An 18,648-nucleotide genomic window follows, 5' to 3' on the forward strand; every position below is an offset into this window, starting at 1 on the left:
GAAATAGTAAACTGAAGATAACTAAGGAGGTCATTGTATGAGTCAAGAAAAAGTATCAGTAATCTTAAACAAACAAATTGCAAACTGGAGTGTTTTATTTATTAAGTTACACAACTATCATTGGTATGTAAAAGGACCGGCATTTTTTACATTACATGATAAATTTGAAGAATTATATAACGAGGCGTCTACACATATTGACGAATTAGCTGAACGTCTTCTAGCTTTGAAAGGACACCCTGTTGCAACTATGGCAGAGTTCCTAGAGACAGCTTCTGTAAAAGAAGCAAGTGGACAACAAGACGCCGAATCGATGGTTGGCGAACTTGTTTCTGACTTTGATACATTAATTGATGAACTTAAAGATGGAATGGAAGCGGCTGATTCATTAGGTGATGAGACGACAGCAGACATGTTACTTGCTATCCACCAATCGCTTGAAAAGCACAACTGGATGTTACGTTCATTCTTAAAATAAAAGGCTGTTTTCGCATACTTTGTTGTTTTTATGGGATACGTGTTCTCCTCATGTTCGTTCCATTGCGCTTCAGCCACTCGCACCCGCAAGGAGGTGCCGAGCCTCCTCGGCTACGCCAGAGGGGTCTCGCCCCTACCTCTGCATTCCCGCAGGAGTCGAGTGACTTCCGCTCCATTTCACTAAGAGGAAAAACTATTTTATAGCAACAATCTTTACGAAAACAGCCAAATAAAAAGACAAGCCCTCTGATTATAATCAGAGGGCTTGCTTTTTGACGCTTACTCTTCTTCTGGTGTAAACGTACGTTTTGAAAATTCATCATCTAACATAAAGAACGCATTGCTATCGTTATCGATTCGTTTTAACTTGTTAATAATGCTATCAAACATATCTTCTTCTTCTACTTGCTCCTCAATGAACCACTTTAAAAAAGAGATCGTTGCATGCTCACGGCCGTCTAACGCTAAATCGGATAAGTGATAAATACTCTTCGTAACTTCTTTCTCTTGCTTTAACGCTTTTTCAAATGCATCTAATACGGAAGAGAAAGAATTGTTTGGCTGATTTAGCGATTGAATTGTGGCTCTTTCTCCAAGTGCATTAATAAAGTTATAAAACTTCATAGCATGAAATCTTTCTTCCTCTGCTTGAACGAGGAAGAAATTGGCGAATCCATCTAAACTTTCTGATGAACAATAAGCAGCCATTGCTAAGTAAGAGTGCGCAGCATAAAATTCAAAGTTCATTTGATCATTTAACGCTTTTTTTAATTTATCATCTAACATATGTACCCCAACCTTTCATTCGTTTTCTCTATTATATCATTCCCCTTTGCTCCATGTCTTGAAACCTTTTACATCACTTTCCTTACACAATTAAACTTGTTAATCAAACGTTTAATTAAAGAGTGATTTCACTTGATACATGTAGAGTTGACACGTTTTAAACAAACGTTTATTTAAATTAAAAAGGAGAGGAAAATCGATGAAATAACCTTGACCTTCCCCTCCTTTTTATTTTCAACTCACTTTACTCTCACTCTGTATGGAATCCACCGGTTTTTTTGCGTAATGAAGTTCAGAGGAAAGATACGCAAAATGACGCTCTTTCTCTTCCTTTGACCATTGGAACGTTTTTGCCATATAATCCGTTACCGCACCTTGCCATTCATCCACCCAGTTAATGTTAAAAAATAAAGCACTCGTTCGACGATTAAAGAAATCTACAGGAGTGGATACCATTTCATCCTCTATTCCATACTGCAACTGAGCTAAAAGTAAAGGTGGAAGCTGGTGGCTATTCGCTTCTTCTGCATTGCTTTTTAAACGGGTGAACACGTGATCCACGTTTGATCCATACAATTTTGCCACTCGCTTCGCCTCTTCTTTGCTTAAGCCAAGAGTGACGCCTTCAGCGGTCTTTGTCTCAACAAACTCATCAAAGCCAGCAGACCCACCTACCATTCCTCCTGACAAGGTGATCGTAGCGGTCGAGCATGATTGTTGATTTCCTAAATCTTTTGCAACTATATCAACGATTCTTTCTGCCATCTTGCGGTAGCCAGTTAGCTTTCCACCAGCAATCGAAATCAATCCTGTATCAGAAAAGAAGATCTCATCTTTACGTGATATTTCAGAGGCATTTTTTCCTTCCTCATGAATGAGTGGTCGTAACCCTGCCCAACTTGATTCAATATCGTGTTCCGTTAATTGAACGGACGGAAACATATAATTAACTGCGTTGATAATATAACTTCGATCTTCTTCCGTCATTCTTGGATGGGTAATATCCTCATTGTAAACAGTGTCTGTCGTACCAACATACGTTTTCCCGTCACGTGGAATAGCAAAAACCATCCGACCGTCTTTCTCTGTATCAAAGTAAACCGCTTGCTTTAACGGGAAGCGACTTTGATCAATGACAAGGTGAACCCCCTTCGTTAAATGTAAGTACTTCCCTTTTTTCGAGCGGTCTTCCTCCCGAAGTGTATCAACCCATGGTCCTGCCGCGTTCACAATTTTCTTTGCGTATATTTTGTACATTTTTCCAGATAATACATCTTTCACTTTCACAGCAACAAGCTTCCCGTCTTGATAAACAAACCCTTCCGCTTTCGCATAGTTGGCTGCTTTTGCTCCTCTTGTTACAGCTTCTTTCATAACCTCTAACGTTAACCGTGCATCGTCCGTTCGGTACTCAACATAAATTCCTCCACCTTTGAGACCTTCTTTTCGCACAAGTGGCTCTTTCTGTAATACATGATTTTTATTTAACATTTTGCGGCGTTCATGCTTTCTAACACCAGCTAAGAAATCGTACATTTTTAATCCAATGGAAGTCGTAAACTTGCCAAATGTGCCTCCTTTAATCATAGGCAACAGCATCCACTCTGGCGTCGTGACATGTGGAGCATTTTCATAGACAATCGCTCGTTCTTTTCCGACTTCTGCAACCAGCTTCACTTCCAACTGTTTTAAATAACGAAGCCCTCCGTGAACCAATTTCGTCGATCTACTTGACGTACCCGCCGCAAAATCTTGCATCTCAATTAAACCAGTATCGAGCCCTCTAACTTGGGCATCTAATGCAATGCCCGCTCCTGTAATCCCTCCACCAATGACAAGTAAGTCTAGTTCTTTATTACACATCTCTTTTAAGATTGTTTGACGTTTCAAACTTGAAAATGTAGCCATCTCTATCTCCCCTTAGTAGGTTCTAAAAGAGAAAAAAAAGAAGACCACAACATCTTTCACCAGCTTAGCGCTAATGAAAGAGTTGTGGTCTTCTCCTAATCTCCGACCAATATTAACTTACTTAAGATTATACTCTACTTACCTAACTTTTTAAAGCCTTATTTAAATATTTTCGTTGCTTCTACGGCCTTTTTCCAGCCACGATACAGCGATTGTTGCTCTTCCTCTGACATCGTCACTTCAAACCGACGTTCAACTGCGGCCTGTTGTTTGATTTGCTCTTTGCTTTCCCAAAAACCAACCGCCAGACCTGCTAAATAAGCGGCTCCTAACGCTGTCGTTTCTTGAACTTGTGGACGTTCAACTGCTACGCCTAACATATCACTTTGAAACTGCATCAGAAAATTATTCGCCACAGCCCCACCATCGACTCTTAGCGTTTTCACTTTTATATTTGAATCAGCTTCCATAGCAGTAACAACATCTTTTGTTTGATAAGCTAATGCTTCTAACGTAGCTCGAATAAAATGTTCTTTCTCCGTTCCGCGAGTCAGACCGAACACCGCTCCTCTCACATCGCTGTCCCAATAAGGTGTTCCTAAGCCGACAAAGGCAGGAACCACATACACTCCCTCAGATGAGCTCACTCTTTTTGCGTATTGTTCTGTATCCGCTGCTGATTTGATCATGCGCAAGCCGTCACGCAACCATTGAATGGCTGAACCGGCAACGAAAATGCTTCCTTCTAGCGCATACTCGACTTTCCCGTCGACTCCCCAAGCTAGTGTCGTGAGTAGTCCATGCTCTGATTGTACGGCCTGTTCTCCCGTATTCATCAGCATGAAACAACCTGTTCCATACGTATTTTTCACCATTCCCTCTTCAAAACACGCTTGCCCAAATAATGCGGCTTGCTGATCACCCGCTGCTCCTGCAATCGGTACCTCTAATCCGAAGAAATGATAATCAACCGTTGTTCCATAAATTTCTGATGAAGGCTTTACCTCTGGCAACATCGACTTTGGAATATCCAACATCGAAAGCAGATCATCATCCCATTTCAAGTCGTAAATATTATAAAGTAAGGTTCTAGATGCATTAGAATAATCCGTTACATGAGCTTTCCCACCTGAAAGTTTCCAGATGAGCCACGTATCAATCGTTCCAAAAAGCAAGTCTCCCTTTTCTGCTTTTTCTCGCGCCCCTTCTACATGGTCCAAAATCCACTTCACTTTTGTTCCAGAAAAATACGCATCAATCAGCAGCCCCGTTTTTTCTCGAACCATATCCTCATAGCCTTGTTTCTTCAGTTGCTCACAAATGTCGGCTGTTTGTCTAGATTGCCAAACGACCGCATGATAAATCGGCTTTCCAGTATGTTTATCCCAAACAACAGCGGTTTCCCGTTGATTGGTAATACCAATTCCAGCAATCTCTTCTTTGTCCACATTTGACTTCAGCATCACACCAGACATAACCGCAAGAATCGATGCCCATATTTCATTCGCATTATGTTCAACCCACCCAGGTTGAGGATAAATTTGCTCTATTTCTCTTTGTTCAACAGCAACAATTTTTCCTTGCTTATCAAATAAGATCGCTCTTGAACTTGTTGTTCCTTGATCCAAAGCCAGAATATATTTTTTTTCCATGAAAAAGTCCTCCAGTCAGGTTTCTTCTATTATTGATTGCGGAATTTTTTGTTGAGGTTCATGACGTAGCTCTAGTTGTGTCTTCGTTACATGTATATAGTAAAAAAATAAATACTATGAGCACAACCCCTTCAAGCCGACGAAACTAGTTCTTCATCTAGTCAAAAAAGACGAGCAAAAAGAACCTATCAAATACTGATAAGGTTATTTGGCTCGTCTCCTAATCTCCGTCACAATCTATTAACTTACCAATTATTAAACCAAAAGTTGAAAACGCTGTCAATAGTTACGACTGTATTTTAGGTTGTCTCATAAAAGATTTTAAAAATCCCAAAGCTCTTTTCTTGAAGTCGTTACTCCGATCGCTCCTGCCTCTAACGCCTTTGCAACTTCCTCTTTTTCACGGATAAGCCCTCCTGCAATAATAGGAATACCCGTTTTTTGATAAACTTCTTCTATTATATGCGGCATAACACCAGGCAACACTTCGATATAATCAGGCTTTGTCGTTTCTAGTAATTTATAACTCGTTTCAAGAGCAATCGAATCTAATAAAAATAAACGCTGTACAGCGATAATGGAGTGCTTTTTCGCCGTTAATACAACATTTTTCCTCGTTGAAATAATTCCCCCTGGCTTAATATCCTGGCAAATAAATTGAGTAGCATACTCATCTGTTTTTAAGCCTTGCACTAAATCAACATGCAAAAACACTTTTTTCCCTGCTTTTTTTGCAAGTTGGATTAAACTTTTGAGTTGTCCGATATGACTATTTAGTAATATGATCACTTCAAATTTACTTGTTAGTAACTTCTCAAATTCCCTAATCGTTCTAGCAGCAGGAAAAATTTTTTGATCAATAAAATGATCCGATGACATTCGACCAACTCCTCTATACTATCTTTGACTATTTAAACAATAAACATTCAGATTGTCAAAAGCTAACAAATCGCGAGAAATGATAGGAATTTCGGATAAAAAGCTAGATCTTGGTCCCGAGATTAGTAGCAACACAATAGGAAAACCATTTAGGACTGCTAGCTGAAAATTTATGCGGCGAATTCGGCTTTCTATGCGGCAAATCGAGCCTTTTATGCGGCAAATTCGATATGTTATGCGGCTCGCAAAAAACTTATGCGGCTGGCCGACTTTTATGCGGGAGAAAGCCCCGATATGCGGTGGTTTAGGCACAAATTGGGCAGCTTTCCTACATATGCGGCTGTTTACTCATAATTGCGGCACCCTTCCCTCGTATGCGGCAATCTACTCATATTTGCGGCACCTTCCCCTCCTATGCGGTGGTTCCCCCACTTTTGTGCGGCAGATCCCCCCCCCTCGTATGCGGCGGTTCACTCACATTTGCGGCACCTTCCCCTCGTATGCAGCGATCATTCACATATCCGGCGATCCACGCAAATCTGCTCCCTACTACAACCAAAAAGAAAAGAGCTACCCACACAGGCAGCCCTTTCCTTCCTTATCAACCTGGAGCCGACATTTCTAGATCTTCGACTCTTCTTTCTACATACTTTGTATCTTTTCGTGCATTGTAACGATCCGCTTTTTCTACTTTTACCGTTACATTGTAGTCTGGAATTTTTGCTAGTTTTTCATATCTTCCTTTTGGCAATAAGAAGTTACCTTCTGGGAAGTGTACGCCTAAGTTTCCTTTTGAGATTTCAGCGTATTTTGCTTTTCCTTGGAATACGCCAAATCCATTATGAATGACAATGCCTTCGCCTTCTGCAATGCTTAAATCATGAGCATCTTCAGCGTTGATTAAGACATCATAGCGCTCTGCATTGTTAAATGGATCAGTTTCTTTGTAAACCATGGAGTTAAACTGCTTTCCGCGACGAGTTGTCAGAACAAATTGTCCTTCTTTTTTGCCCATGTCAGGAATCTCGACCCCTAGTAAATTCCCTCTTCCATCTGAAGTTGGGCACACACCATCTTCACATAGCCATGCTCCGCCCCATTGGAAAACATCGCCTTGCTTTTTCAAATGTTGAACACCTTCGTAATTTGGATTGGCAATCGCCATTTCATTCCGAATCTCTTGACCTGATTTGAAATCTACTAAATGAGCCGTTTCAGGTTTCACACGCTTAGCTAAATCAATGTAAATCTTCCACTCTGAACGCGCTTCTTCAATATGATTTTTATTTCCTTCAATTTCAGGAGAGAAATAAACCATACGCTCCGTTGACGTAGACGTACCACCGCCATCTTGCTCATAGCGCGTTTTAGCTGGTAATACAATGACAGCCTCTTTCGCGTCTACTAACGTTGACGTATTCAGGATAATATCTTGGTGAACGCGAATATCTAATTCAGCCAATGCTTTTTCAATAAAGTTCGGATCAGGCATTGTTTCTAAGAAATTACCACCTGACATATAGTAAAGTTTGATTTTTCGCTCATGATCCTCTGGCAACACGATATTTTCTAACGTGACTCCAACAACATCTCCTTGCCATCTTGGAATATCAAAGCCCCAAATTCCTTCCATACGTTGGATATTCTCTTCCACAAAATCTCCACCAGGTAACACAAATGGATCGGCTCCCATTTCCCCTGATCCTTGTACAGATGAATGTCCACGAAACGGCATAAGGCCGTTGTATTTACGTCCTAAGTGTCCACGAAGCAGAGCAAGGTTTGCCACTTGAGAGATGTTATCTGATGCAAAAGCATGCATCGTTAATCCTAATGCCCATGCGTATACCGCATTCTTGCTTCTTGCTAGTAACTCTGATAACTCAATAATGCGCTCTTTCGTAATTCCAGATGACGTAACGATCGCATCCCAAGATTGAGATTCAACATGAGCTTTTAGTTCATCATACGCATTGACGTGTGCTGCCACAAATTCATGATTGATAGCCGAACCATGATCGTTCTCTTCCATCTCAAACCAATGCTTCATAATTCCATGCATGAAAGCAATGTCGCCACCAATGTTTACTTGATAAAAGTCATCTGCTAGTTTTGTTCCGAACAAAGCAGACTCCGCATTCGAAGGCACCCAATATTGATCCATTGCCGGCTCTTTATACGGATTAATGACAATAATTTTCGCTCCACGTTTTTTCGCTTCTAACATATATTTAGAAGATACTGGCGAGGCATTAGAAGCCACACTTCCCCAGAATAAAAGAACGTCCGCTCCGAACCAATCTTGATAATTACATGTGGATGCTCCTACACCAATCGAACGCTTTAATGCCGTCTTACTTGGCGAATGACAAATACGGCTCGCATTATCAATATTATTAGCACCTAGAAAACGCGCAACTTTCGCAGCAACATAATAGGACTCATTCGTAATCCCTCTTGATGTAAGGTAAAATCCGTACTGCCTTGGGTTCAGCTGCTTCATTTTATTCGCAATCATATCCATCGCTTCATCCCATGTTAAACGAGAAAATCTTCTTTCTCCTTTGCGACGAATAAGAGGGTAAGGAATCCGCCCAAGTTTTCGTAATTCCGTACTATCATATTTTCTAAGTTCATCTATATCAGCATGTAAGATTTCTTCTTTAATGGCTGGAGCTGTATTTAATCGGAGAACGTTTAATCTAGTTGTACACATATGTGGACCTTTTAACGTTTGGTCTTGCAACCCTGATACACCTAATGCACAGCCATCACAAACCCCTTTCGTTAAAATTCGAGATGCATATCCTAGATTATCTTTGTTGTCCCATGCAATTTTCATCGTATCTCGAATATGTTTAGGTTTTACTTTCCCTAACCCAAATGGGATGGGACTAACCCAGTGCTTTGGTGTAGGTGTTTTCGTTGCTTTAATAGGACCTTGATGTTTTGTTTTCCCCATGTTTTTTCTCACTCCCAAAATACTTATTACTAATCTTTATGTCATTTCAATAAAAAAACCACCGTACTTCCCCAAAAATGTATGTAAGGAATAACGGTGGTTAAGTCTTTTGCAGGGTCGCTACTAAGTGCCAAACCAAATTATTTTTTTGAAAATTTCTCTTCGATATCTTCATCAAAAACAAAGATCGACATGCCAAAATCTTTTTCAATATCAATGTCAACAAACAGTTCTACAAACTTACATTGCAAGAACTCTTCCATTTCAGAAGGAGGATTTTTTCGATACATGTCCTTCACCATTTCTGTTCTTGCCGCTCGTAGCATCTGTTTGCCTTCATCGGCTGTTGCAATAAATTTCTCAACAGGAGAAAGGTTCCCTTCCATCTCACAAATCGCCCATTTTTTACAAAACGTCGTACTGATTTTACTCGGGCCTTTTCCCATATGTTTTTTCCGAAAAGAACGTACTAAGTTACTAAATTCCGCTTCATATTTGTTCATTTCTTGTACCCTCATTTACTTTTACTTACTAAAAGAGTAGTTTGAGCGACTAAAAATGTCAAATTCGTTAACTTGCTAAATCTTGTACTTTATTCTTTTCTTTTAGTTGTTTAATATCAATTCGAATCACTAGCGATACGATTAATGCTGCAATAAACATAAATCCGAAAATATAAAGCGTGCCTGCATAACTATCTGTTGTTTCACGAATCCACGATGCCAAGATTGGACCAACAAGACCAGCTAACGCCCAAGCAGTTAAAATGTATCCGTGAATCGCTCCTAGTTGCTTCGTTCCGAATAAATCACCAATGTACGCTGGAATCGCTGCAAATCCACCACCGTAACAAGTTAAAATTAAGAACAAGACGGCTTGGAATAAAATCGCGTGCGTGATACTAGGTAAGGCAAAGAATGTCACGATCTGAATGACGAAAAAGGCTGTATACACATTCGCTCGACCAAGATAGTCAGAAACAGACGCCCAACCAATTCGGCCTAATCCATTAAATACCCCCATAATTCCAACCATTGTTGCTGCTGCTGCTGCTGAAAGGCCTGCAATTTCTTGAGCCATAGGTGAGGCAACGGATAAAATTGCAATTCCACATGTTACGTTAATAAAGAGCATAATCCACAAGTACCAGAATCTTCTCGTTTTTACCGCTTCATTAGCTGTTAATTGGGAAAGATCTGACTGTACTTTCTTTCCACTTGTTTGAACATCTGCCATGTACCCAGCAGGTGGTCGTTCAATATACAGTGCAGACGCTAACATAATAACAAAATAAATAATTCCTAGTGTGAAGAATGTATTCGCAATTCCAACTGAATCAATTAAATTTGCCATAATCGGGCTGGCAATCATCGCAGAAAAACCAAATCCCATAATAGCAAGTCCTGTTGCTAACCCACGTCGATCTGGGAACCATTTAACAAGTGTGGATACTGGTGTAATGTAACCAACTCCAAGACCAATTCCTCCAAGAGCTCCGTACGTAACATACAATAACCAAATCGATTCTAGGTTAATCGCAAATCCAGACCCAACCAAACCGATTCCAAAAAAGGTCGCTGCTACGAGTCCAGATCTTCTTGGACCATATTTCTCTACAAAATGCCCCATAAAAGCGGCAGATAATCCTAAAAATACAATCGCAATACTAAACGTTAAAGAAACCGCACTCAAATCCCAACCTAATTGTTCCCTAATTGGATTTGTAAAAACACTCCATGCATAAACCGAGCCAATGGAAATGTGAATTCCAACTGCAGCTAGTGCAATTAACCAACGATTCTTAATCTTCCCTTTTGCTTCTCCCATGATGTCACTCCTTTTCTCTCTCAAACATAAAAAAATCGACGCTACTCTCTTAAAGGAAAAAAGATTTCCCCAAAAAAGCACGACGATTAGTTTCAAGCAGGATACGCTACTTTCTCACCAATAGTAATCGCTTACAACGACTGAACACTTAATACCGACGACAGGATCGCTATCTCGATTCTTAAATGTTACAGAATTATGAATGCAACTAAATCATAACGTGTTTTCAAAGAAAGTTCAATATATTTCTATTGTAAAAAACATATATTTATGATTATTTTTCCTCTTCTTCTAGTTTGATAGTCTTGTCATACAGAAGATAATATGTTTATATTTGAAACATTACATTCTACTGATTGGGGGCATTCGTTTGACAGATTCACTCAGTTCACCTAGACCGATAGTCAAATATAACCATTCTCAATTTTCTAATTTGGAAGATGAGATTGTGATTGAGTTCCCGTTAACCATTTATATAAACAATGAAGAATTTGCTACAATGGTATGCAGTCCTACTCATTTTGAAGAAATGGTCATTGGGTTTCTAGCATCAGAAGGTGTCATCCACTTTCGAAAAGAAATTAAAGAGATGAAAATCGATGAAGATCGTGGTTTTGCTTATGTTGAGTTACATTCAGAAAACATTAAAAACCAACAATATTTCTCTAAACGCTTCATCGGCTCTTGTTGCGGGAAAAGTAGACAATTTTACTTTCAAAATGATGTTCGAACAGCCAAAACATCTATGTCGCGTGTGACGATAACAGCAGAGCAATGTATTTCATTAATGAAAAAAATGCAGGATGAGAGCCATGTTTTTAAAAACACAGGTGGCGTTCATAATGCTGCCCTTTGTACCGTTGATGATCTTATTGTGAGCCGTTCCGATATTGGCAGACACAATGCTCTCGATAAGCTATACGGCTATTCTCTAGTAAATGGCATCTCAGTAAGAGATAAAATTCTCGTTTTTAGTGGCCGTATTTCATCGGAGATTTTAACAAAAGCAGCCAAAATTGGGGTAGGTATTGTTCTGTCTAAATCGGCTCCAACCGATTTGGCGATTCAACTGGCTGAAGATTTAAACATAACAGCGGTTGGATTCATCCGTGGTTCGTCTTTTAATATTTATTCACATCCTGAAAGAATTGTCCTCAACTAAGTCACATTCTTACTAAAAAAGCGAAAAGGAGGTGAGCTAGATGAGTTCTTGTAAGTTAGATCACCCTTTAGAAGATGTGCTTGCAAAGCTAGAATCGCAGAAAGAGTTTTTGCCAGAAGATTTGTATGTATCGTGTCAGCGTTTTTTAGAGTTAGACGTAACGCAGACAGAACTTAATGAATTATTTCATCTTTTAAAGAAATATGATTTATCTTCGGAGGAAGAACAGCTTCGTCGCAATATAGAGATGAAACAACTAGTTCGCGCATAAAAAAATCCCTGCTTCCGTAATGGCAAGCAGGGATTTTTACGTTATCCTCCACTTACAGGAGGAATAAAGGCAACAACATCTCCATCTTTTACAACTTCGCTGTCATCAGCATAGCTTTCATTTAAAGCGGTCATTGTTGTAGCAAGGGCGGATAAATGGTACTCCTTCTCTAGCCACGCTTTTAATTCTTGAACCGTAACTCCAGCTTTCTCAATTTCAATTTGTTCTGTTCCTGCTTCTTCTTGGAGTTCCGCAAACAATAAAATCTTAATCATTTTCTCCCTCCTTGATCTCAGGTTTCCCTGCTGGATAAGGGGTTTTTTCAAGTTGATCGCCAATCCACTTTGTTCCGTCTTCCCAAAATTCTTTTTTCCAAATCGGTACAATTTGCTTAATGCGCTCCATTGCGTATTCGTTCGCTTCATACGCTGCTTTCCGGTGAGGAGTGGAAACAGCAATAATCACGGCTATTTCACTTATATCAAGAGTCCCCACTCTATGAGTAATCGCAATGGTGGATCCTGGCCATTTCTCTTGAACTTCTTGACCAATTTGCTCTAGCATTTTAATCGCCATCGGTTTGTATGCCTGATATTCTAATTTTAACGTGCGTTTCCCGTGGGTTAGTTCTCTCACTGTTCCAATAAACGTTGAGATCGCACCACAATCTCTTCTCGTAACCTTATCTACCACCTCTTGAATCGATAAAGGTGTATCTTGAATGTCAAAAAGCTGACTCATCATCATCACTCAGTTTCTGTAAAATATATTGAATATAACTTGCTGAATCTTCTATATCGTACAATGGAAAACGTTGTTCAGGAAGGGAAAAGTTTTCCCATCTAATCGCACAAGTAATATTTTTTAACGTGCTAAGAAGCTCCCTATCATCCGGTCCACGTAATAAGACGACTTTTGGAAAATGTTCATGCTTGAATCCTTCTACGAGAATCAAATCGATTGGGAATGGTTCATAAAGCTGCAACAGCTTGTCCAAACTCCACGTTTGATTCCGGATATGAATTTGTAACGAGCCTCCACCTTCAACCGCCGTAATATCCGCACCTGCGGCTAAGTGACGTTCGCTATCCTTAAGGTGGCTCTCTTGTTTTTGAGCAGTCGGATGTCCATGATGTTTGATCGTAGCTACTCGCATTCCTCGTTCGGAACATTCTCTAATTAAAGATTCTACCAATGTCGTTTTGCCACTATTTTGATAGCCTACTACTTGTAAGATGCGACGATGTTGTCCCAAGGCCATTCACTTCCTTGTTTATCTTCTAGTAATAAGACATCCACAGACATGCCCTCTTCATATCCTCTTGTCCCACCAGGTAGAAGTAACAAGCAATCGGCTCCTCCTAACGAGCTAACAATTCCAGATTTATCCACACCCGAAGGCGACGCAAGCAAACGACCTTCTTGATACTCCACTCTTGCCCGAACCAATCTCATAAATGGATTTGGTTTTGGAAAATCCACTCCAAGTGTTGCTGTCACTTTTTGTAAATGAGGGTACGTATTAAATAAGGACCTCCGTAACATCGGACGTACAAATAATTCAAATCCAACATAACAAGCAGATGGATTTCCCGAGAGACCATAGATCATCTTCCCATTTACACTTGCCACCGTTGTCACACTTCCTGGTCTCATAGCAACCTTATTAAAAAGCACATTTGCTCCTAGCTCTTTTAGAATAGCTGGGACATAATCATAATCTCCTACCGATACACCGCCTGTTGTAAGTAACATATCAACTTCAGCAAGCGCCTCTTTCGTCGCTTGCAAACAAGCAGCAAGATCATCTTTTAATTTCCCGTAATATTTCGCCTCTCCACCTGCTCGTTCAATTTGAGCAAGAATCATATAGGCATTGGAATTGCGTATTTTTCCAGGAGCTAATGGTTCATCCACATCGAGAAGTTCACTTCCTGTTGCAATTACCCCGATAATGGGCTTTTTTGCGACCATGACTTCATGATAACCAAATGTAGCTAACAATGCGACAATGCCAGGATTGATTTGTGTTCCCTTTTTGACTAACACAGTCCCTTTTTGTGTGTCTTCACCTTGATATGAGATGTTATCTCCTTTTTTAAACAAACGTTTGATTAGGATCTCTTTTTCGCTTATTTCCTTTGTTAATTCAAGCATAACAACCGCATTACACCCTTTTGGAATAGGTGCGCCCGTCATAATTCTCACAGCTTGAAAAGGTTGTACCTCATCTTCAAATACATATCCTGCTCCGATTTCCCCTACGACTTCAAATTGAATAGGGTTGTCCGATTTTGCATCATTGGTATCTTCTGACCGAATAGCAAATCCATCATAAGGAGATCGATCAAAAGCGGGAACATCGTGGGACGCTACTAAATCTTCTGCTAAAAACCTTCCATAACTTTCATGAATGGCAACCGTCTCTGTTTTCGGGTTCACACTTTGAGTCATGACTCTTTTCACTGCTTCTTCAACCGGGATTGGCTTTCGCTTTTCTACCATAGATCTCACTCCGTTTTCCATAGTTCGACTTTTCCTTTTATCATTCCAAACATACGCAAATAATGCAAGGGGAAATCCCTTGCATTATTCTATCCACCAATATAGGACATTTCAATTTTCTTGCGGTTTTTTACCGTTTCTTCTGTTCTCTCTTCCGAATATTTATCGGTACGAGCACTCCATATCTCGGTAATTCTTGATTTGATGTCAGAATCCGTTGCACCTAATCGGATGAGTGAGCGCAAATCGTATCCTTCCTCTGCAAATAAGCAAGTATAAAGCTTCCCATCAGCAGATATTCTAGCTCTTGTGCAATTGCCACAGAACGTATCAGATACAGAAGAGATGATGCCAATTTCCGCATTCGTACCTTTGTAACGATACCTTGTTGCAACCTCTCCTAAATAATCTTTTTCTAATTCTTCTAGAGGACCGAGCGTTGCTACTTTTTCTAGCAATTCTTTTTTGGTTACAACTTGAGAGAAATCCCACCCGTTTGTTTGGCCAACATCCATAAATTCTATAAACCGCAATTGGATGTTTCGTTCTTTGCAATAACGAGCCAACTTTATGACTTCACTCTCATTTACGCCTTTTTTGACAACCATGTTGATTTTTACTTCTAATCCGGCTTCTAAGGCAGCCTCAATTCCCTTAAGAACGACAACAGACGTTACTTTGCGTCCGTTCATCTCTTGAAAGATGTCTGTTGACAGGGCATCTAAACTTACATTTACACGCATCAGCCCAGCTTGTTTTAACGCTTTTGCTTGTTTTACTAGATGTACGCCATTTGTCGTTAAGGCAATATCTTCAATTCCTGCTACTTGAGAAAGACGTTTAATGAGATCAGGAACATTTTTTCGTAGCAATGGTTCGCCACCTGTTAAGCGAATTTTCTTCACACCTAATGTCGTAAACTGTGAGACTAATCGTTCTATTTCATCAAACGATAATAGTTCCTCTTCTCTCATAAAAACATAATCATCGCCGAATACGTCTGCAGGCATGCAGTAGGAACAACGGAAATTACACTTGTCCATTATTGAAATACGCAAATCTTGCAACGGTCGCAAATATTTGTCGTTCACGTGGCTCGTTTCCATGTCCATTCCTCCTCTACTCTTACTTTCCTCATACTTCATCGACGAATCATTGGTTGTTCGTAAAAAAAGCTGTTACTATTAGTAAGATATAATAAATCATTCTAACACAAAAAAGGAAGGGGAATGACTTCTATGCATCAGATAAATACTTCCAAAAGTGTGAACGTTGCTATTTTGACGATTTCTGACACAAGAGATCAAGCCGCTGACCGCAGTGGACAAGCGATTCAAGCACTTTTACAAAATCATGAACACGTATTGATTGATTATAAAATTGTCAAAGATGAATATACGATGATTCAACATGAAATAGAAACGTGGGAACAGAACGAAACGATTCAAGCCATCATTTTAAATGGCGGCACTGGTTTTTCGCCAAGAGATGTGACATACGAAGCAGTCTCTCAATTATTAGATAAACAAATGGACGGATTTGGAGAGTTGTTTCGAATGCTAAGCTATGAAGAAATTGGACCGAGAGCCTTATTTAGTAGAGCTGTTGCTGGCAGCAAGGGTGCGACGGCTATTTATGCCTTGCCAGGTTCGACTAATGCTGTAAAATTAGCTATGGAAAAATTAATTTTACCAACAATCGGTCACTTTGCTGATGAATTGGTGAAAAAATGAACATAGTTGGTGTTGTTTTAGCTGGCGGGCAATCTTCACGGTATGGAAAACCGAAAATGTTCGAACAGTATAAAGGAAAAGCTTTTTATGAGCATAGTGTAGACGCTCTTTCTACTAGTCAGATTGATTCGGTTTTTATCGTGACAAACCACTTGTTAGCTAGTAAATTTGCTCGGTCCGATGCTCGTGTTCTCATTGAGGAAGAAACTCATAATGGACCGTTGTATGCGTTAACGTTTGCGATGAAAGAGATTCCGCATGCGGATTGGTATGTTGTATTAGCTGCTGACATTCCGTATATATCTAGCAAAGTGATAGATGCATTAGTGAAGTATACATACGACTCAGACTATGATGCGATTGTTCCTGTTACAGGGGAAAAAGAGCAGCCCTTGGTCGCGATCTATCATCGTCGCTGTTTGCCTTTTGCTGAAGAGATTCTTAGTGAAAACCGCAGAAGCATGCGACCGTTGTTACAAAAAATGAACGTGAACTACATCCAGTTTTCAAGTAGTCAGAAAGAATTTACGAACATTAATTATGAACGTGATTGGAGTGAAGAACATGAGTGAATTTTCCCATTGGAATGAAAAAGGACGCCCGAAGATGGTAGACATCTCCCAGAAAGATGAAACCAAACGAACGGCGGTTGCTCAAAGTACGATTGTGTTAAAAAAAGAATTATACGATGCAATTCAAAACGCTCAAATTAAAAAAGGAGACCCATTGCAAGTGGCCCAAATCGCAGGGATCATGGCAGCCAAAAAGACTCCTGACCTTATCCCAATGTGCCACCCTATCCACATTACGGGAGTCGATTTCCACTTTGAATACACGGAAGCAGGCGACGGCTATGAACTTATCATTCAAGCGGAAGTCTCCTGTAAAGGCAATACCGGCGTCGAGATGGAAGCATTAACCGCTGTTTCAGCTGCCGCCCTCACGTTTTATGACATGTGTAAAGCCGTCGACAAAAGCATGATCATCAAAGACACATACCTCCTCAGCAAAACCGGAGGCAAAAACGGCGATTACATAGCAGGGAAATAATTTCCGGGGGTCAGACCCCTCTTTATCAAACTAAAGCGGGGTCTGACCCCTGCTAACTGGAGTGAACATACAACTTGGAATCAAAAAAAGCATTACCTGTTTTATTTGCAGTCATGTTTCTTGTTATGGTCGGTTTTGGGATCATCATCCCTGTTATGCCGTTTTATGCGGAGGAAATTGGTGCGACTCCTACTCAGTTAGGTTTGCTTATGGCGGTTTATTCCTTTATGCAGCTGCTACTTGCTCCGATGTGGGGAAGAATTTCCGATCAGATTGGCCGTAAGCCTGTTATTATGATTGGAATTTTTGGACTAGCTTTGTCGTTTTTCTTGTTAGCTATCTCCTCCACCCTTTGGATGCTTTTTGTTGCAAGAATTGTAGGTGGATTTTTCTCGGCAGCTAATATGCCTACGGTGATGGCCTATGTTGCTGATATTACATCAGACGAAGATCGAGGAAAGGGAATGGGAATTATTGGGGCTTCTATCGGTCTAGGATTTATTTTTGGACCGGCTATTGGGGGCATCTTCTCCCAAACCAATTTAAGTCTTCCCTTTTACTTAGCTGGTTCGTTATCGGTACTAACCTTTATTTTTGTCACCCTTGTCTTAAAAGAGTCATTAACAGCTGAGCAGCGCAACAAACAATTACAAGAACGAACACCCATACGTAAAGCTCTACAAGGACCTGTTTCGATACTCTTTATTTTGCAATGGTTTGTCTCTTTATCGCTAGCTGGCCTTGAGGCAACGTTTGCTTACTTTGCTTATGAAAGAGCGAACTTAGGAGCGGTAGAACTAGGGTACATTTTCATGATTATGGGACTTGCCGGAGCCCTCGTACAAGGTGGTCTCGTTGGAAGATTAACGAAAAAATATGGTGAAGGGACGGTCATTCAATTAGGAATTGTCATTTCTGCACTAGGATTCTTTCTCATCTTATTTGTGGATAGTTTCGTAACGGCTGCGATCTTCTTGACCGTATTCGGAATCGGAAATGGCTTGATTCGTCCAAGCGTCTCATCTTTATTAACAAAAGCATCACCAACAGGATATGGTCGAACAACCGGGCTTTTATCTTCCTTTGACTCACTAGGAAGAATCATCGGTCCCCCACTTGGCGGCTGGCTCTTCACGCTTGCTGTCGGCCTTCCGTATATGTTAGGGATCTTATTATCCGTCCTTGCTTTCATCCTCTACCGAGTGTACAAAGCAAAAACAAACAGTAAAACGAACAAAACGGGGTCAGACCCCTCTTTAGCGTAGTAAAGAGGGGTCTGACCCACTGGCGTTGCATGACTTGAAAAAAATGTAAAAAGTATATAAGTATTTACGAAAATAAAAAAAACTCCTATTGTAGATGTGTTGAGCTTGTTGTTCCCACTAACAAGTCATCTACAAAAGGAGTTCCAACTATGAAAAGTATAGTGAATGTCA

General features: G+C 40.2%; 19 protein-coding genes. 7 read left to right on the top strand and 12 right to left on the bottom strand.

The features are described 5' to 3' along the window. Positions 1–37: 37 nt before the first annotated feature. On the top strand, positions 38–478 hold the full coding sequence (locus N0O92_RS19350; protein WP_315616289.1) for a Dps family protein: 441 nt from the start codon (positions 38–40) through the stop codon (positions 476–478). A 278-nt stretch (positions 479–756) separates the two neighbouring features. Here the strand turns inward: N0O92_RS19350 and N0O92_RS19355 are convergent, their stop codons facing one another. The 7 genes from N0O92_RS19355 to N0O92_RS19385 all read right to left on the bottom strand — a co-directional run bounded on the left by N0O92_RS19355 (position 757) and on the right by N0O92_RS19385 (position 10,491). Next, positions 757–1,263 (bottom strand): ferritin, encoded by a 507-nt coding sequence (locus N0O92_RS19355; protein WP_315616290.1) that lies wholly within the window; start codon positions 1,261–1,263, stop codon positions 757–759. A 234-nt stretch (positions 1,264–1,497) separates the two neighbouring features. Then, positions 1,498–3,171: a glycerol-3-phosphate dehydrogenase/oxidase gene (locus N0O92_RS19360; RefSeq protein WP_315616291.1), complete on the bottom strand. Its 1,674-nt coding sequence runs from the start codon at positions 3,169–3,171 to the stop codon at positions 1,498–1,500. Positions 3,172–3,329: 158 nt separating this feature from the next. Continuing rightward, complete coding sequence (glpK, locus tag N0O92_RS19365; protein WP_315616292.1) at positions 3,330–4,823, bottom strand: glycerol kinase GlpK; 1,494 nt, start codon at positions 4,821–4,823, stop codon at positions 3,330–3,332. 321 nt (positions 4,824–5,144) lie between these two features. Further along, positions 5,145–5,702 carry a glycerol-3-phosphate responsive antiterminator gene (locus N0O92_RS19370; protein WP_315616293.1) on the bottom strand — a complete coding sequence of 186 codons (558 nt, stop codon included), beginning with the start codon at positions 5,700–5,702 and terminating at the stop codon, positions 5,145–5,147. Positions 5,703–6,303: 601 nt separating this feature from the next. Beyond that, complete coding sequence (locus tag N0O92_RS19375) at positions 6,304–8,664, bottom strand: FdhF/YdeP family oxidoreductase (protein ID WP_315616294.1); 2,361 nt, start codon at positions 8,662–8,664, stop codon at positions 6,304–6,306. Positions 8,665–8,804: 140 nt separating this feature from the next. After that, complete coding sequence (locus N0O92_RS19380; RefSeq protein ID WP_315616295.1) at positions 8,805–9,167, bottom strand: Na-translocating system protein MpsC family protein; 363 nt, start codon at positions 9,165–9,167, stop codon at positions 8,805–8,807. A 67-nt stretch (positions 9,168–9,234) separates the two neighbouring features. Next, the gene (locus N0O92_RS19385) at positions 9,235–10,491 is read right to left on the bottom strand and encodes an L-lactate MFS transporter (RefSeq protein WP_315616296.1); all 1,257 of its coding nucleotides are present in this window, start codon (positions 10,489–10,491) and stop codon (positions 9,235–9,237) included. Positions 10,492–10,861: 370 nt separating this feature from the next. Between N0O92_RS19385 and fdhD the strand changes: the two genes are divergently transcribed. Together fdhD and N0O92_RS19395 are read left to right on the top strand one after the other, a co-directional pair. Then, positions 10,862–11,653: a formate dehydrogenase accessory sulfurtransferase FdhD gene (gene fdhD, locus N0O92_RS19390; protein WP_315616297.1), complete on the top strand. Its 792-nt coding sequence runs from the start codon at positions 10,862–10,864 to the stop codon at positions 11,651–11,653. A 40-nt stretch (positions 11,654–11,693) separates the two neighbouring features. Further along, entirely contained in the window at positions 11,694–11,924 is a 231-nt protein-coding gene (locus N0O92_RS19395; RefSeq protein ID WP_315616298.1) for a hypothetical protein, read from the top strand. A 41-nt stretch (positions 11,925–11,965) separates the two neighbouring features. On the opposite strand, the gene moaD is transcribed toward N0O92_RS19395, so the two are convergent. The 5 genes from moaD to moaA form a co-directional block, all read right to left on the bottom strand. Then, a complete protein-coding gene (moaD, locus tag N0O92_RS19400; RefSeq protein WP_315616299.1) occupies positions 11,966–12,199 on the bottom strand; it encodes a molybdopterin converting factor subunit 1 in 234 nt (77 codons plus the stop codon). Beyond that, positions 12,192–12,668 carry a molybdenum cofactor biosynthesis protein MoaE gene (locus N0O92_RS19405; protein WP_315616300.1) on the bottom strand — a complete coding sequence of 159 codons (477 nt, stop codon included), beginning with the start codon at positions 12,666–12,668 and terminating at the stop codon, positions 12,192–12,194. The genes moaD and N0O92_RS19405 overlap by 8 nt, the downstream gene beginning before the upstream one ends. Further along, positions 12,649–13,185 (bottom strand): molybdopterin-guanine dinucleotide biosynthesis protein B, encoded by a 537-nt coding sequence (mobB, locus tag N0O92_RS19410; protein ID WP_483860629.1) that lies wholly within the window; start codon positions 13,183–13,185, stop codon positions 12,649–12,651. Before mobB ends, N0O92_RS19405 begins: the two co-directional genes overlap by 20 nt. Beyond that, a complete protein-coding gene (locus tag N0O92_RS19415; RefSeq protein ID WP_315616302.1) occupies positions 13,149–14,429 on the bottom strand; it encodes a molybdopterin molybdotransferase MoeA in 1,281 nt (426 codons plus the stop codon). Before N0O92_RS19415 ends, mobB begins: the two co-directional genes overlap by 37 nt. Before the next feature lie 89 nt (positions 14,430–14,518). Next, positions 14,519–15,535 (bottom strand): GTP 3',8-cyclase MoaA, encoded by a 1,017-nt coding sequence (gene moaA, locus N0O92_RS19420; RefSeq protein ID WP_315616303.1) that lies wholly within the window; start codon positions 15,533–15,535, stop codon positions 14,519–14,521. Between the two features lie 132 nt (positions 15,536–15,667). Between moaA and N0O92_RS19425 the strand changes: the two genes are divergently transcribed. From N0O92_RS19425 to N0O92_RS19440, 4 genes are all read left to right on the top strand, one after another. After that, a complete protein-coding gene (locus N0O92_RS19425; RefSeq protein ID WP_315616304.1) occupies positions 15,668–16,162 on the top strand; it encodes a MogA/MoaB family molybdenum cofactor biosynthesis protein in 495 nt (164 codons plus the stop codon). Then, positions 16,159–16,734 (top strand): molybdenum cofactor guanylyltransferase, encoded by a 576-nt coding sequence (locus N0O92_RS19430; protein ID WP_315616305.1) that lies wholly within the window; start codon positions 16,159–16,161, stop codon positions 16,732–16,734. Before N0O92_RS19425 ends, N0O92_RS19430 begins: the two co-directional genes overlap by 4 nt. After that, positions 16,727–17,212, top strand: a complete 486-nt coding sequence (gene moaC / locus N0O92_RS19435) for a cyclic pyranopterin monophosphate synthase MoaC (protein ID WP_315616306.1) — start codon at positions 16,727–16,729, stop codon at positions 17,210–17,212. The genes N0O92_RS19430 and moaC overlap by 8 nt, the downstream gene beginning before the upstream one ends. A 74-nt stretch (positions 17,213–17,286) precedes the next feature. Beyond that, complete coding sequence (locus N0O92_RS19440; protein WP_315616307.1) at positions 17,287–18,477, top strand: MFS transporter; 1,191 nt, start codon at positions 17,287–17,289, stop codon at positions 18,475–18,477. The last annotated feature ends 171 nt before the right edge of the window (positions 18,478–18,648 follow it).

Source organism: Alkalihalobacillus sp. MEB130, assembly GCF_032335535.1.
GTDB lineage: Bacteria > Bacillota > Bacilli > Bacillales > Bacillaceae_D > Halalkalibacter.